This window comes from Providencia sp. PROV269 (assembly GCF_028477785.1).
GTDB lineage: Bacteria > Pseudomonadota > Gammaproteobacteria > Enterobacterales > Enterobacteriaceae > Providencia > Providencia rettgeri.
The window spans coordinates 18,686-33,883 of the sequence record NZ_JAMPLV010000006.1 but is presented as its reverse complement, the minus strand read 5'-3'; the positions used below and the strand labels follow the sequence as shown (position 1 = coordinate 33,883).

Annotated in this window: 11 protein-coding genes and 4 tRNA genes; all 15 read left to right on the top strand. The window is 41.0% G+C overall.

The window, feature by feature from the left end; all coding sequences use genetic code 11:
* Positions 1-30: 30 nt before the first annotated feature.
* The 15 genes from proB to luxS all read left to right on the top strand — a co-directional run bounded on the left by proB (position 31) and on the right by luxS (position 15,153).
* On the top strand, positions 31-1,134 hold the full coding sequence (gene proB / locus PR683_RS10365) for a glutamate 5-kinase (protein WP_036958967.1): 1,104 nt from the start codon (positions 31-33) through the stop codon (positions 1,132-1,134).
* Between the two features lie 2 nt (positions 1,135-1,136).
* Positions 1,137-2,390, top strand: coding sequence for a glutamate-5-semialdehyde dehydrogenase (gene proA, locus PR683_RS10360; RefSeq protein ID WP_109911975.1), 1,254 nt, complete (start codon positions 1,137-1,139; stop codon positions 2,388-2,390).
* A 287-nt stretch (positions 2,391-2,677) separates the two neighbouring features.
* Complete coding sequence (gene aroL, locus PR683_RS10355) at positions 2,678-3,175, top strand: shikimate kinase AroL (RefSeq protein WP_004914075.1); 498 nt, start codon at positions 2,678-2,680, stop codon at positions 3,173-3,175.
* Positions 3,176-3,315: 140 nt separating this feature from the next.
* Positions 3,316-5,463, top strand: coding sequence for a bifunctional acyl-ACP--phospholipid O-acyltransferase/long-chain-fatty-acid--ACP ligase (gene aas, locus PR683_RS10350; RefSeq protein ID WP_109911976.1), 2,148 nt, complete (start codon positions 3,316-3,318; stop codon positions 5,461-5,463).
* A gap of 1 nt (position 5,464) precedes the next feature.
* On the top strand, positions 5,465-6,667 hold the full coding sequence (gene lplT / locus PR683_RS10345) for a lysophospholipid transporter LplT (RefSeq protein WP_109911977.1): 1,203 nt from the start codon (positions 5,465-5,467) through the stop codon (positions 6,665-6,667).
* 14 nt (positions 6,668-6,681) lie between these two features.
* Positions 6,682-7,185 (top strand): nicotinamide-nucleotide amidase, encoded by a 504-nt coding sequence (gene pncC, locus PR683_RS10340; protein WP_109911978.1) that lies wholly within the window; start codon positions 6,682-6,684, stop codon positions 7,183-7,185.
* Positions 7,186-7,289: 104 nt separating this feature from the next.
* The gene (recA, locus tag PR683_RS10335) at positions 7,290-8,357 is read left to right on the top strand and encodes a recombinase RecA (protein WP_004914068.1); all 1,068 of its coding nucleotides are present in this window, start codon (positions 7,290-7,292) and stop codon (positions 8,355-8,357) included.
* A gap of 326 nt (positions 8,358-8,683) precedes the next feature.
* Positions 8,684-11,311: an alanine--tRNA ligase gene (gene alaS / locus PR683_RS10330; protein ID WP_110732234.1), complete on the top strand. Its 2,628-nt coding sequence runs from the start codon at positions 8,684-8,686 to the stop codon at positions 11,309-11,311.
* A 228-nt stretch (positions 11,312-11,539) separates the two neighbouring features.
* Positions 11,540-11,725 carry a carbon storage regulator CsrA gene (gene csrA / locus PR683_RS10325; RefSeq protein ID WP_004264815.1) on the top strand — a complete coding sequence of 62 codons (186 nt, stop codon included), beginning with the start codon at positions 11,540-11,542 and terminating at the stop codon, positions 11,723-11,725.
* A 437-nt stretch (positions 11,726-12,162) separates the two neighbouring features.
* Positions 12,163-12,255, top strand: a tRNA-Ser gene (locus PR683_RS10320).
* A gap of 11 nt (positions 12,256-12,266) precedes the next feature.
* A tRNA-Arg gene (locus tag PR683_RS10315) sits at positions 12,267-12,343 on the top strand.
* A 139-nt stretch (positions 12,344-12,482) separates the two neighbouring features.
* Positions 12,483-12,559 (top strand) — tRNA-Arg (locus tag PR683_RS10310).
* Positions 12,560-12,652: 93 nt separating this feature from the next.
* Positions 12,653-12,729, top strand: a tRNA-Arg gene (locus PR683_RS10305).
* A gap of 195 nt (positions 12,730-12,924) precedes the next feature.
* Complete coding sequence (gene gshA, locus PR683_RS10300) at positions 12,925-14,484, top strand: glutamate--cysteine ligase (RefSeq protein ID WP_004914045.1); 1,560 nt, start codon at positions 12,925-12,927, stop codon at positions 14,482-14,484.
* Positions 14,485-14,637: 153 nt separating this feature from the next.
* Positions 14,638-15,153, top strand: a complete 516-nt coding sequence (gene luxS / locus PR683_RS10295; protein WP_004914042.1) for an S-ribosylhomocysteine lyase — start codon at positions 14,638-14,640, stop codon at positions 15,151-15,153.
* Positions 15,154-15,198: the final 45 nt, after the last annotated feature.

The following is a 15,198-nucleotide window of genomic DNA, read 5'->3' as shown; positions in this document are numbered from 1 at the left end:
TGGTTTATTAATCCTAATGGCAGAAAAATGATGAAAAATAGCCAGACGCTGGTAGTTAAATTAGGGACCAGTGTATTAACAGGGGGCTCGCGCCGTTTAAATCAAGCTCATATTGTTGAGCTTGTCAGGCAATGCGCGCAGCAATATGAAAAAGGGCATCGCATTATTATTGTGACTTCTGGGGCAATTGCCGCGGGTCGCGAACATTTAAATTACCCTGAACTGCCGGCTACCATAGCATCTAAACAGTTGCTTGCGGCGGTCGGTCAAAGTCGTTTAATTCAGTTATGGGAACGGTTATTCTCCATTTATGGTATTCATATCGGGCAAATGTTACTGACACGAGCCGATTTAGAAGACAGAGAACGTTTCTTAAATGCACGAGATACCTTGCAAGCTCTGTTAGATAACGGAATCATTCCAGTTATTAATGAAAATGATGCCGTTGCTACCGCAGAAATTAAAGTCGGTGATAATGACAATCTATCCGCTTTGGCCGCGATTCTTGGCGATGCCGACAAACTGCTATTACTCACGGATATCGAAGGCTTATATGATGCTGACCCACGCAGTAATCCAAATGCAAAATTGATACCCGAAGTGTATGGTATCAATGATGAACTTCGTGAAATGGCGGGGGGAAGCGTTAGCGGGTTAGGAACCGGTGGAATGGCAACTAAATTACAAGCAGCAGATGTCGCGGGCCGCGCAGGAATTGATGTTATCATTGCAGCAGGCAATAAACCCGATGTTATTAATGCGGTTATTGAAAATCTTCCAGTTGGTACCCGTTTTTATGGGCAAAAAAATCCAATGGAAAATCGTAAACGTTGGATTTTCGGTGCTCCAGCCGCTGGGGATGTCTACATTGATGATGGTGCACAACTGGCAATTATGGAAAAAGGGAGTTCATTGTTGCCAAAAGGAATTAAAAAGATTGAAGGCGATTTCTCTCGAGGCGCAGTGATCCGTATTCGTAATATGGCAGGAAAAGACCTAGCTCATGGGGTCAGCCATTATAACAGTGATGCACTGAGAATGATTGCTGGGCACCATTCACAAGAAATCAGTAAAATACTTGGTTATGAACACGGTTCTGTGGCTGTTCATCGTGATGATATGATAGTGAGTTAATTATGTTAGAGACAATGGGTAAGGCAGCAAGAGTTGCTTCATGGCAATTAGCTCAGTTAAGTACCAAACAAAAAAATGCAGCACTATTACAAATTGCAGATCTACTAGAACAAGATAATGCAGTTATACTGGCAGCGAATCAAAAAGACATGGCGCAGGCAAAAGCAAGCGGTATGAGTGAGGCGTTACAAGACCGATTATTATTGACGCCAGAGCGTTTAAAAAGTATTGCTGATGATGTCAGAAAAGTATGTCAATTAGCTGATCCTGTTGGGCAAATCATTGATGGAAGCCAATTGGATAGCGGTTTAAATTTACAACGTCGCCGTGTTCCATTGGGAGTTGTTGGCGTTATTTATGAAGCTCGCCCTAATGTTACCGTTGATGTGGCTTCGTTATGTTTAAAAACAGGTAATGCGGTCATTTTGCGTGGCGGGAAAGAGACGCATCATACTAACCTTGCGGTAGTGGAAGTTATTCAAAAAGCATTGGAAAATAGCGGCTTGCCAGCAGATGCAGTACAAGCTATTAATAATCCGGACCGTGAATTAGTTGCACAATTACTCAAATTAGATCGTTACATTGATATGCTAATCCCTCGTGGCGGTGCGGGGTTACATAAATTATGTCGTGAGCAATCCACGATCCCGGTAATTACCGGGGGCATTGGTGTTTGCCATACATTTGTTGATAAATCGGTGGATTTTAATAAAGCCATTGATGTGATTATTAATGCGAAAGTTCAGCGCCCAAGTGCCTGTAATTCACTTGAAACATTATTAGTTCATAAAGAGATTGCGACTGAGTTCCTACCGTTTTTAAGTGAAAAAATGGCGCAGCAACAAGTCACTCTGCATGCGAGTGAAAAAGCACTTCCATTACTAAAACAAGGCCCAGCGAAAGTTGTTGATGTAAAACCTGAAAACCTTGTCGATGAGTGGTTATCACTGGATCTTAACGTAGAAATTGTGGATGACATTGACGCAGCTATTGACCATATTCGCCAGTATGGTACTGCGCATTCTGATGCTATCTTGACAGAATCTATTCATCAAGCTGACTATTTTGTTCAATGTGTAGATTCAGCAGCGGTATATGTTAATGCAAGCACTCGCTTTACTGATGGTGGTCAGTTTGGTTTAGGTGCAGAGGTCGCAGTAAGTACGCAGAAATTACACTCACGTGGCCCTATGGGGTTAGATGCACTAACAACGTATAAATGGATCGGATATGGCGACTTTTTGAGTCGTCCATAATGAGTAAAAATGATGAGATAGCCACACTTGTGTGGCTTGAGGTTGTTGACAAAGCGAGATAAAAGCGTGGTTTTTCCCGCTTTGTGTTATCAGCCAAAAATCAATAAATTGATTTTCCTAGTTTATTTTCAAAACCTATTAGATTGCTGCCAAACATAATATGTTTGGCAGCAGTCTATCGCCACACTTGTGTGGCTTTCTTTTTTTATTTGTCAAATTAAGCAATTTATCATAAGTAAATTTGTAATCAGTATTGCTTAGTATTCATGATGATGGGATGAAATTTAATGTTTTACATTATCGGTCCAAGAGGTTCGGGTAAAACCACAATTGGTAAAAAATTTGCAGAATCTAAAGGCTATCAATTTGTTGATACAGATAAATTGGTTTTAGAAAAAGCGGGAAAAAGTATCGCTGAAATTGTTGAACAGCACGGTTGGGATTACTTTCGTCAGCTAGAAACTGACGTCCTTAAGTCGATTAAGCAAAATAATATGATTGTTTCTACTGGCGGAGGCCTGGTTCTCGCAGAAGAAAATCAGCAAATTATGCGTAATAACGGCACTGTTATTTATTTAAATACCCATCCTGAAGTTTTAGCAAAACGCCTTGCAGCAGAGCCACAAGCGGATCAACGACCAAGTTTGACCGGGAAATCTTTAATTGAAGAAATTGAAGAAGTGATGCAACAAAGGGAACCTATCTACCGTGCGACTGCTCACCATATTATTGATGCTGCGCAGCCTGTCGACGATATCATCGCACAACTTAATGATTTAACTTAAACTAATGACTAATAAGCCTGCGGTGTTTTCGGAATATACTAATTAGAGCAAAGGGAGTAGCTCAGTAAGATAGATGTCACTAAAGGTATAGTTGTATCACACTAATATATAAAAATATAATCATAGTATAGGGACTCATTATGTTGGCAAAGATAGTCAAAACAGTACTTAAATTTTTGTTTCGCGTGCAAGTTATTGGCGATGCGAAAGAGTTTAATCAAGATAAATGTTTGATTACACCTAATCATGTTTCTTTCCTTGATGGTGTATTAATCGCACTTTTCTTACCTGTTAAACCTGTATTTGCTGTTTATTCAACATTTGCCACACCAAAAATGGTGAAGCGCCTTAAGCCCTATGCAGATATTGTCCCTCTTGATCCTGCCAACCCTCTAGGTATTCGTCATCTAGTTAAAGAGGTAGAAAAAGGGCGCCCGATAGTTATTTTTCCAGAAGGCCGAATTTCAGTTCATGGCTCTTTAATGAAAATATACGAAGGAGCGGCTTTTGTGGCCGCAAAGTCTGGAGCAAAAGTTGTTCCTATTCGTATAGAAGGGGCTCAATATAGCCATTTTGGGCGTCTGAAAGGCATTTTTCCATTAAAATGGTTTCCGAAGATCACATTGCATATCTTGCCGGCACAAGCTATCCCAATGCCTGAAGCACCTAAGGCTGTAGAGCGTCGAGCTCTGGCTGGTGAACACCTGTACCAAATCATGAAATCTGCTCGTATGTCTTGTTTACCACAAGTCACATTAGTTGAAGAATTTATTCAAAGTGTTCAGTTTTTTGGGCGCCGTACGCCTTGTATCGAGGACATCGCATTTAAAGAAGACTCATATCAATCCCTATTGAAAAAAACCTTAGGGGTTGGTCGTATTATTGAACGCTATACACATGAAAATGAAAGAGTTGGCCTATTATTGCCAAATGCGACAGTCACCGCGGCTGCAATTTTCGGTGCTTTAATGAGAGGCCGAGTACCTGCTATGCTCAATTACACAGCGGGCAGTCACGGTATTAGTAACGCGTTAAAAGCCTCTGCGGCGAAAGTAGTCTTTACTTCGCGCCAATTTTTGGAAAAAGGCAACTTAACGCATATTCCAGAACAAGTGCCAGAAGCAAGTTGGATTTATCTTGAAGATTTAAAAGATACGGTAACATGGCAAGATAAATTATGGATTATTAAACACTTATTCAACCCTAAAAAAGCCATTCTTCCTCGTAAACCGTCTGATGAAGCCGTTGTTTTATTCACATCTGGTTCTGAAGGTACACCAAAAGGTGTTGTTCACAGCCATGCTAGCTTGATGGCAAACGTAGAACAAATAAAAACGATCGCTGATTTCACCCCACGTGACCGTTTTATGTCGTCACTGCCGTTATTTCACGCATTTGGTTTGACGGTTGGTTTATTTATCCCTCTATTTTCAGGAAGCCGAGTTTTCCTTTATCCAAGCCCATTGCATTACCGAGTCATTCCTGAATTAGTCTATGACAAAAACTGCACCGTATTATTCGGAACATCAACCTTTTTAGGTAACTACGCACGGTTTGCTCATCAGTATGATTTCGCACGTTTACGTTATGTGGTTGCCGGTGCAGAAAAATTATCGGATAAAACGAAAAAAATCTGGTTTGATAAATTTGGCATCCGAATTCTTGAAGGTTATGGGGTCACTGAATGTGCACCAATTGTATCAATCAATGTCCCTATGGCCGCGAAAGAAGGCTCTGTTGGGCAAATTTTACCTGAAATGGAAGCGCGAATTATTCCAATTTCTGGAATTGAACAGGGTGGTAAATTACAGCTTAAAGGCCCAAATATTATGAAAGGGTATTTGCGCGTTGAAGCCCCTGGCGTCCTTGAAACACCGCAAGCTGAAAATGCACAAGGTGAAATAGAGGAAGGTTGGTACGACACTGGTGATATCGTTGAATTAGACCATAAAAATTTCTGTACTATAAAAGGCCGTGTTAAACGTTTTGCTAAACTTGCAGGAGAAATGGTTTCCCTCGAAAGTATCGAGCAAATGGTGGCATCTATTTCTCCCAATGCAAATCACGGTGTGGTTACAAAGCCAGATAGCAGTAAAGGTGAAGCACTTGTTTTGTTCACAACAGATAAAGAATTAGACCGTAGCGCATTATCCAGTGCAGCCAAAAGTAAAGGATTAACCGAGTTAGCGGTTCCACGCGATATTCGTTTTGTTAAAGAGTTGCCAGTGCTAGGTAGTGGTAAAACGGATTTTGTTACATTAAAGCAAATGGCATTAAAGGATGAATAATATGCAAGAAAGCACTTCCAATTCACCGCTAATGAGCCGAGGTATGAAAGCAGTACTGGCTTCACAGTTCCTCTCTGCATTTGCGGATAATGCATTATTATTTGCCATATTAGCCCAGCTCAAAGCCGAATTTTACCCCGAGTGGAGTCACCCTATCTTGCAAATGGTGTTTGTTTTTACTTACATCATTTTAGCGCCATTTGTTGGGCAAATCGCGGATAGGTTTTCAAAAGGCCGAGTGATGTTGTTTTCTAACATCTTTAAATTTATTGGAGCACTAGGGATTTGTTTTGGCCTAAACCCATTCCTTTGCTATGGGTTAGTGGGGATCGGTGCAGCATCCTATTCACCGGCTAAATACGGTATTCTCGGTGAACTCACTGGCGGCGATAACCTTGTTAAGGCCAATGGTGTGATGGAGGCTTCAACAATTGCAGCCATTTTAGTGGGGTCAGTTGTCGGAGGAATGCTGTCCGATATTAACTTAATCTTAGCGTTAGGTACATGTGCTGCACTGTATGCGTTAGCCGTTATTGCGAATTTTTTCATCCCACACTTAGTTGCGGCGAGGCCTGGAAAAGGTTGGGATCTTAAGCTGTTGATGGCGTCTTTTTTCAGTGCTTGCCGTGTGCTATGGGCGAATCAAGAGAGTCGTTTTTCACTAGTCGGAACTAGCTTGTTCTGGGGGGCCGGGGTAACGTTGCGTTTTCTGCTCGTTGCATGGGTGCCTGTAGCGTTGGGGTTACAAGACAACACCACACCAACCATTCTAAATGCGATGGTTGCGGTGGGGATAGTCGCAGGTGCGGGGCTTGCTGCCAAATTTATTACCTTAAAAACGGTTTATCGATGCATCCCTGCGGGAGTTATTATAGGTGTGATGGTAGTGTTACTTTCCTTGCAAACTAACATTATTCCATCCTATTTTATTTTAATTATTCTTGGGATTTTTGGCGGTTTATTTGTCGTTCCATTGAATGCATTATTACAAGAAAAAGGGAAAGAAACCGTTGGCGCAGGGAATGCGATCGCCGTACAAAATTTAGGTGAAAATAGTGCAATGCTGATTATGTTAGGCTTGTACTCACTGGCAATTAAAGCAGGTTTATCCGTTGTGAATGCGGGTATTGGTTTTGGTGCTGTATTTGCAATTGCGATTGCGGGTTTATGGGTTTGGGATCGTGCTCGTAAAAAAATGGCATAAAGGTAGATAGCATCATGATAGATGAGAAACGGCTTGAAACACTGAGTATTCAGATTGGACTGAAACTGAAAGAACAGGGTAAAACAGTCACAACCGCTGAGTCTTGTACCGGGGGCTGGGTTGCGAAGGTTTTAACCGATATCTCGGGTAGCTCAGATTACTTTCAGCGCGGTTTTGTGACATACAGTAATGAAGCAAAGCATCAAATGATTGGTGTTAAGAGCGAGTCTTTACAACGGTATGGTGCTGTAAGCCAACAAGTTGTTACAGAAATGGCGGAAGGCGCTTTGCAAGAAGCCAGTGCAGATTTCGCTGTTTCAGTTAGTGGAATAGCAGGCCCTGGGGGCGGTAGTATAGAAAAACCTGTTGGTACGGTATGGTTTGGTTTTGCGCAAAAACAGGCAGACCAAACGGTATTTGTCACAACACAACATAGAGTGTTTCAAGGAAACCGAAACGAAGTTCGTTTTCAATCAACAGTTTATATACTTGAAACACTTTTAAAGCAGTTAAATTAAAAATTTCCTTGATACTGTATGATTATACAGTATAATCAGTTTCAACAAACCGAATTCAATCGTTTTATTTGCAGTGGTCAAATCATTGCACTTAGGGAGTAAACATGGCTATTGATGAAAACAAACAAAAAGCACTTGCAGCAGCATTAGGCCAAATTGAAAAACAATTTGGTAAAGGTTCCATTATGCGTCTTGGTGAAGACCGCTCTATGGATGTTGAAACTATCTCAACAGGCTCCTTATCCCTTGATGTTGCATTGGGTGCTGGTGGCTTGCCACTAGGTCGTATTGTTGAAATCTACGGCCCTGAATCCTCAGGTAAAACAACACTAACCCTGCAAGTTATTGCAGCAGCACAACGTAGCGGTAAAACGTGTGCTTTCATCGATGCTGAACACGCTTTAGACCCTATCTATGCTAAAAAATTAGGCGTCGATATTGATAACTTACTGTGCTCTCAACCTGATACCGGTGAACAAGCGCTAGAAATTTGTGATGCATTAACTCGCTCAGGTGCGGTTGATGTAATCATCGTTGACTCCGTTGCTGCGTTAACACCAAAAGCAGAAATTGAAGGTGAAATTGGTGATTCACATATGGGCTTAGCTGCTCGTATGATGAGCCAAGCAATGCGTAAGTTAGCGGGTAACTTAAAAACATCTAATACCCTACTGATCTTTATCAACCAAATTCGTATGAAGATTGGTGTTATGTTTGGTAACCCAGAAACAACAACGGGTGGTAATGCATTAAAATTTTATGCATCTGTTCGTTTAGATATCCGTCGTATTGGTGCAGTGAAAAATGGCGAGGAAATCGTCGGTAGTGAAACTCGCGTTAAAGTGGTAAAAAACAAAGTTGCAGCGCCATTTAAACAAGCTGAATTCCAAATTTTGTATGGTGAAGGTATTAATACCTTCGGCGAGTTAATTGATTTGGGTGTAAAACACAAATTAATTGAAAAAGCAGGGGCTTGGTATAGCTATAACGGCGATAAAATTGGCCAAGGTAAAGCTAATTCAACAAATTATTTAAAAGAGCACCCTGAAGTCGCTCAAGAAATTGATACCAAACTGCGTGAAATGTTATTAAACCACACTGGTGAATTTAGCAGTGCGGCAACAGACTTTATCAATGATTCTGATGAAGAAGAAACACCAGAAGAATTTTAATATCAATCTAGTTTATTGATTAGTAAGTAAATTATAGGCGCTCCGCTGATGTGGTTGCGCCTGTTTTGTTTTAAACCTATTACATTAATAGTTTATTGAACAGTTTTTCTGTGGAAAAATACGCCAGTGCAAGGTATAAACATACTTTCAGAAAATATCTAGACGCTTTACAATGAAAGCTGCGAATGGATGTATCTATATTTTACTTCTGCACAAAGAGACTTTATCTTATCAGTCACTTTTTAATCGGAGAGTTGATTAGAGGTGATGTTACATTCCATCTCAACAATTCGTAATTCTGTTTCCAGCTTGATATCGGGATAAATATGAGTAAAAGCACCGCTGAGATCCGTCAAGCGTTTCTCGACTTTTTTCATACAAAAGGTCATCAAGTGGTCTCTAGTAGTTCACTAGTGCCAAATAATGACCCTACACTATTGTTCACAAACGCAGGGATGAACCAGTTCAAAGATGTATTTCTTGGTCTGGATAAAAGAGCATATTCCCGAGCGACAACCGCGCAGCGCTGTGTGCGCGCGGGTGGTAAACATAACGACTTAGAAAATGTGGGCTATACCGCTCGCCACCATACATTTTTTGAAATGTTAGGCAATTTTAGCTTTGGCGATTACTTTAAGCATGACGCAATCCGTTTTGCTTGGGAATTATTGACTAGCGAAGAATGGTTTAACTTACCAAAAGAAAGGCTGTGGGTGACCGTTTACGCAACTGATGATGAAGCCTATGACATTTGGAACAAAGAAATTGGTGTTCCAGTTGAGCGTATTATTCGTATCGGTGATAACAAGGGCGCGCCATATGCGTCAGATAACTTCTGGCAGATGGGTGATACAGGTCCTTGTGGCCCATGTACTGAGATTTTCTATGATCACGGTGACCACATATGGGGTGGGCCTCCAGGAAGCCCAGAAGAAGACGGTGATCGCTATATTGAAATTTGGAACTTGGTCTTCATGCAATTTAACCGTCAGTCTGACGGGACAATGGAGCCTCTGCCAAAACCTTCAGTCGATACAGGAATGGGCTTAGAGCGTATTTCTGCAGTATTGCAGCACGTTAATTCAAACTATGAAATTGATATTTTCCGCGATCTCATCGCTGCTGCTGCTAAAGCAACAGGTGCGACAGATTTAGAAAATAAATCATTACGTGTTATTGCTGACCATATTCGTTCTTGTGCATTCCTTGTAAGTGATGGTGTTATTCCATCAAATGAAGGCCGTGGTTATGTTCTGCGTCGCATTATCCGTCGTGCTGTTCGTCACGGTTATATGCTTGGTGCCAAAGATACCTTCTTCTATAAATTAGTGGCGCCACTGATTAACGTCATGGGGTCCGCGGCTGATGAACTTGGACGCCAGCAAGCAATGGTCGAAAAAGTTCTCAAGACCGAAGAAGAACAATTTGCTCGTACTTTAGAACGTGGTCTTCAATTATTAGATGAAGAGCTTGCCTCACTGAAAGGGGATACTCTGGACGGTGAAGCCGCATTCCGCTTATATGACACCTATGGCTTCCCAATCGATTTAACGGCAGATGTTTGCCGTGAACGCAATATTAAAGTCGACGAAGAAGGTTTTGAGCGAGCGATGGAGGACCAACGTCGTCGTGCGCGCGAATCCAGTGGTTTTGGGGCAGATTATAACTCTTTAATTAAAGTTGATAAGCGCAGTGAATTCTCCGGTTATCAATATGATGAGCAACAAGCTACTATTACTGCATTATATAAAGATGGCCAGCCTGTAGATAGCTTGAATGCTGGTGAAGAAGGCTTAGTTATACTAGACAAAACAGCATTTTACGCAGAGTCTGGTGGGCAAGTCGGTGATACTGGTTATTTAAATAATGATAGTGCGAGCTTTAAAGTTACTGACACGCAAAAATATGGTCAAGCGATTGGGCATATTGGTAAGGTTGAAGCGGGATCACTCGTTGTTAATCATAGAATTACCGCTTTCGTGGATAGTGCTAGACGTGATGCGATCCGTTTAAATCACTCAGCAACGCACTTACTGCATGCGGCACTACGCCAAGTATTAGGTGACCATGTTTCTCAAAAGGGGTCATTGGTTAATGATAAATACTTGCGTTTTGACTTCTCTCATTTTGAGGCGATGACACAAGACCAACTACGCCAAGTAGAAGATATTGTGAATGCGCAAATCCGTAAAAACTCAGAAATTGAAACCGAACTAATGGATTTAGAAGGTGCAAAAGCAAAAGGCGCTATGGCATTATTTGGTGAAAAATATGAAGAGCGTGTACGTGTTCTGAGTATGGGTGATTTTTCTATCGAATTATGTGGTGGTACCCATGCGCGTCGTACCGGAGATATTGGTTTATTCCGTATTCTGAGTGAATCGGGTACGGCTGCAGGTGTTCGTCGTATTGAAGCGACGACAGGCACTACAGCAATTGAAAGTATTCACAATCAATCAGAGCAACTTTCGGCAATTGCACACTTGGTTAAAGGTGATATGAATAGCCTTGTCGAGAAAGTGAAAGCGGCATTAGATAAATCTCGCCAGCTCGAAAAAGAAATTGTGCAACTAAAAGATCAACAAGCATCTCAAGAAAGTGCTTCACTAAGCAGCAAAGCGAAAGACGTGAAAGGCGTCAAATTATTAGTGACTCAATTAGGAGATACTGATCCTAAGTTGTTGAGAACTATGGTTGATGACCTTAAAAATCAGTTGAAATCAGCGATTATCGTGCTTTCAACAACAAGTGGTGATAAAGTCAGTATGATTGTTGGGGTGACTAATGATTTAACTGCTAAAATTAAAGCAGGTGACTTGATTTCCCACATTGCAGGTCAAGTTGGTGGTAAAGGTGGTGGCCGCCCAGACATGGCTCAAGCAGGAGGTACTGACGTTAACGCATTACCTACTGCTATGGCGAGTGTCGAAGAATGGGTTGAAGCACGCCTGTAAGCACTTACAAAGTTGCCTCATTAAAAGATGAGGCAACTTTAATCTGTTGCGGCATTGTTAATGTATCGTTTGTAGTGCTATATTTTGCTTGTAAATAATTAGAATGCTTGTATTGATGGCATCAATGCTTTAGGTGAATGTCATTGCTTTACGTTTTCACGGTGTGTGATGGACAATAGCGGGGGATACCTAGAGACCCGACTCTTTTAATATTTCAAGGAGCAAAGAATGCTTATTCTGACTCGTCGAGTTGGTGAAACACTCATGATAGGCGATGAGGTAACAGTTACTGTATTGGGTGTCAAAGGCAACCAAGTTCGTATTGGTGTTAATGCGCCAAAAGAAGTTTCTGTTCACCGTGAAGAAATTTATCAACGGATCCAGGCTGAAAAGACTCAACCAGATAATCAATAATAATGAATAAGCGTCCAATGATTGACCACACAGCAAGAATGGGCGCTTGTCTTACTCGTATTATATTCTAAAAATATCCTTTCATTTTTATACTTCTCTAGCATCAAACTCACATTATTGTTTAGTTTTCGGTTCTCATGTACTGAAATTTTGTTTCCTTTTGTTTGAAATATAGGCTAATCAATCCTGTGAACATATTTTTATTCATTTGTAGAATAATTTTTTTCCAGTATTTTTGTTTATAAAGTTAGTGTCATAGGGGCTGAAATATATCTTTTCCGGTGTTAAACTAATCATCTTGCTTGTGAAATGTGCAAACAGACACCGGAATGCAAAAAGTTTGGAAAAATTGTTTGACTTCTAAGTCTAGGAAAGTAATATGTGCGCCACACAGCAACGAGATGTTTGAAAAAACAAATCGTGTGTAACTAAAATATGGTGAGGTGGCCGAGAGGCTGAAGGCGCTCCCCTGCTAAGGGAGTATGCGGTCAAAAGCTGCATCGAGGGTTCGAATCCCTCCCTCACCGCCATTTTAGATTATGCATCCGTAGCTCAGCTGGATAGAGTACTCGGCTACGAACCGAGCGGTCGGAGGTTCGAATCCTCCCGGATGCACCATCTTTAACCCTATGAGAAGATCTGATGGGGTTTTGTTTTGGTTTTAGCAGCCAAACAAAGCATTAACTAAGAAGTTGATTTATAGAAGTAGAAGTTGATAAAGAAGTTTGAGAGAGCAGCACTCCTTTGCATTAAGTATGCATCCGTAGCTCAGCTGGATAGAGTACTCGGCTACGAACCGAGCGGTCGGAGGTTCGAATCCTCCCGGATGCACCATCTCTTAGCTAATAACTTAGCATATCAATAATACCTTTTAATTTAACTCAGATAAGTTATTGAGAATATATCGATTCAAAATCGAATTAATTTGCATCCGTAGCTCAGCTGGATAGAGTACTCGGCTACGAACCGAGCGGTCGGAGGTTCGAATCCTCCCGGATGCACCATCATTAAGAAACTCCTCATTTGAGGAGTTTTTTTTGCCTAAAATTACCATTCATAAAATTAACTAAATCGCATTTTCCATGCATCTTTGATTTATTCCCTCATAAACCACACATCTAGACAGCGACAATTTATGTGATTTAAGCTAAAGTAATTGCCTTAATAAAATAAATTAACATCACAGGCGGGAGGTCGACTTGATCCCGGACGTATCGAAAGCGCTCTCATGGTTAGAGGCGCACCCAGAAACACTAAATGGTATTCAACGTGGTATAGAGCGTGAAACATTGCGTGTAACCCCAACAGGCGCAATTGCAGAGACCTTGCATCCAGAAGGGCTGGGAAAAGCTTTAACACATAAATGGATCACGACAGATTTTGCGGAGTCCCTACTCGAATTTATTACTCCTGTAGATAAAAGCATTAGCCATAATTTGGCTTTCTTGCGAGATTTACACCGCTATACAGCTCGTCACCTTCAAGATGAAAGAATGTGGCCGTTGAGTATGCCGTGCTTTATTGAAAGTGAAGATAAAATCACTCTTGCGCAATATGGCTCTTCTAATGTGGGGCAGTTTAAAACGCTGTACCGTGAAGGCCTTAAAAATCGTTATGGTGCTTTGATGCAAACGATAGCAGGCGTGCATTATAACTTCTCTTTGCCGATTGAATTTTGGCGAGCATGGGCAGGTATTGAAGATGAAGAAAGCGGTAAAGAAAAAATTTCTGAAGGCTATTTACGTCTGATTAGAAATTACTACCGCTTTGGTTGGGTTATTCCTTATCTATTTGGCGCCTCTCCGGCGATTTGCGGCTCTTTTTTGAAAGATAGGGAGACGTCGCTGTCATTTGATAAAACGGACTGTGGTACGTATTACTTGCCTTATGCGACATCTCTACGTATGAGTGACTTAGGTTATACAAATAAATCACAAAGTGATTTAAATATCACATTCAATAAATTGGATGAATACGTAGAAAACCTGAAAAAAGCTATCCATAAGCCTTCAGCTGAATTTGAAAAACTGGGTGTCAAAAAAGACGGCAAATATATTCAACTAAATACCAATGTGCTACAAATTGAAAATGAGCTCTACGCCCCAATACGCCCGAAACGCGTTCCTAAAGGCAATGAATCACCTTCCGATGCATTATTGCGCGGTGGTATTGAGTACATTGAAGTCCGTTCACTTGATATCAATCCATTTAGTGCAATAGGCGTTAATGAAACTCAAGCTCGTTTTGTTGATCTATTCTTAATATGGTGTGTACTCGCTGATGCGCCTGAAATGAATGCACAAGAATTAGACTGTTGCCGTCAAAACTGGAATCGTGTCATCCTTGAAGGTCGTAAGCCAGGTCAAGTTATTGGTTTCGGTTGTGGTAGTGAAGTTAAGCCGTTAGTTGAAGTTGGACAGCAATTATTTAATGACTTGATCCGCGTGGCTGAAGTGTTAGACACTTGTTGCGATGCAAAATATCAAGAAGTTTGTCACCAATTTGTCGCTATGTTTAAAGACCCAACTCTCACATATTCAGCGCTCGTTATGGATGAAATGTTAGAGAAAGGCATTGGTGGCTACGGGTTAGAATTAGCTGAAAAATATTTTGAACAGTTAGTGAATGAACCGTATGAAGTGATAACTGAAGAGCAATTTGAGCAAGCACGATTGGCTTCAATAGAGAAGCAAGCGAAGATGGAACAAAGTGAGAGCGAAAGCTTTGAGGACTATCTACGCATTCATGCAGGACGCTAAAAGAAATGGCCACTCTAGGTGGCCAAATAAAAAATCTCTTAGAGAATTAGGGATGATAACAAATTGCGCGTCTTTCAATAATTCAGACTCTGCATTTTCAAAATAGTTTCATTTATTTTAGAAAATATTTTTTATTTTTGAGGAGGTCACAAAATGCCATTATTAGATAGCTTTACTGTCGATCATACTCGCATGTCAGCGCCTGCTGTACGTGTGGCAAAGACCATGAAAACACCAAGTGGTGATACCATCACGGTTTTTGATTTGCGTTTTACTGTACCAAATGAAGAAGCCATGACAGAAAAAGGGACGCATACTTTAGAGCACCTCTTTGCAGGCTTTATGCGTGATCACCTCAATGGTAATGGTGTTGAAATTATTGATATTTCACCAATGGGGTGCCGTACTGGTTTTTATATGAGCCTTATTGGTCAGCCCGATGAACTGCGTGTTGCTAATGCATGGAAGGCAGCAATGGAAGATGTTTTGCAGGTGAAAGACCAAAACAAAATTCCTGAATTGAATGTCTATCAGTGCGGCACATATAAAATGCACTCACTGGAAGAAGCTCAGCAAATTGCACGTAATGTTCTTGCATCTGAAATTGGTATCAATAAGAACGATGAGTTAGCATTACCTGCTGAGAAACTTGAACAGCTACACGTTTAGTTTTTATCAAATATTCTTTATGCAAAGAGCCAATTAAGGCTCTTT

What these genes read in the sequence shown, in the direction of transcription:
- proB (WP_036958967.1), top strand. Translation starts at nt 31, where the DNA reads ATGAAAAATAGCCAGACGCTGGTAGTTAAATTAGGGACCAGTGTATTA.
- proA (WP_109911975.1), top strand. Translation starts at nt 1,137, where the DNA reads ATGTTAGAGACAATGGGTAAGGCAGCAAGAGTTGCTTCATGGCAATTA.
- aroL (WP_004914075.1), top strand. Translation starts at nt 2,678, where the DNA reads ATGTTTTACATTATCGGTCCAAGAGGTTCGGGTAAAACCACAATTGGT.
- aas (WP_109911976.1), top strand. Translation starts at nt 3,316, where the DNA reads ATGTTGGCAAAGATAGTCAAAACAGTACTTAAATTTTTGTTTCGCGTG.
- lplT (WP_109911977.1), top strand. Translation starts at nt 5,465, where the DNA reads ATGCAAGAAAGCACTTCCAATTCACCGCTAATGAGCCGAGGTATGAAA.
- pncC (WP_109911978.1), top strand. Translation starts at nt 6,682, where the DNA reads ATGATAGATGAGAAACGGCTTGAAACACTGAGTATTCAGATTGGACTG.
- recA (WP_004914068.1), top strand. Translation starts at nt 7,290, where the DNA reads ATGGCTATTGATGAAAACAAACAAAAAGCACTTGCAGCAGCATTAGGC.
- alaS (WP_110732234.1), top strand. Translation starts at nt 8,684, where the DNA reads ATGAGTAAAAGCACCGCTGAGATCCGTCAAGCGTTTCTCGACTTTTTT.
- csrA (WP_004264815.1), top strand. Translation starts at nt 11,540, where the DNA reads ATGCTTATTCTGACTCGTCGAGTTGGTGAAACACTCATGATAGGCGAT.
- luxS (WP_004914042.1), top strand. Translation starts at nt 14,638, where the DNA reads ATGCCATTATTAGATAGCTTTACTGTCGATCATACTCGCATGTCAGCG.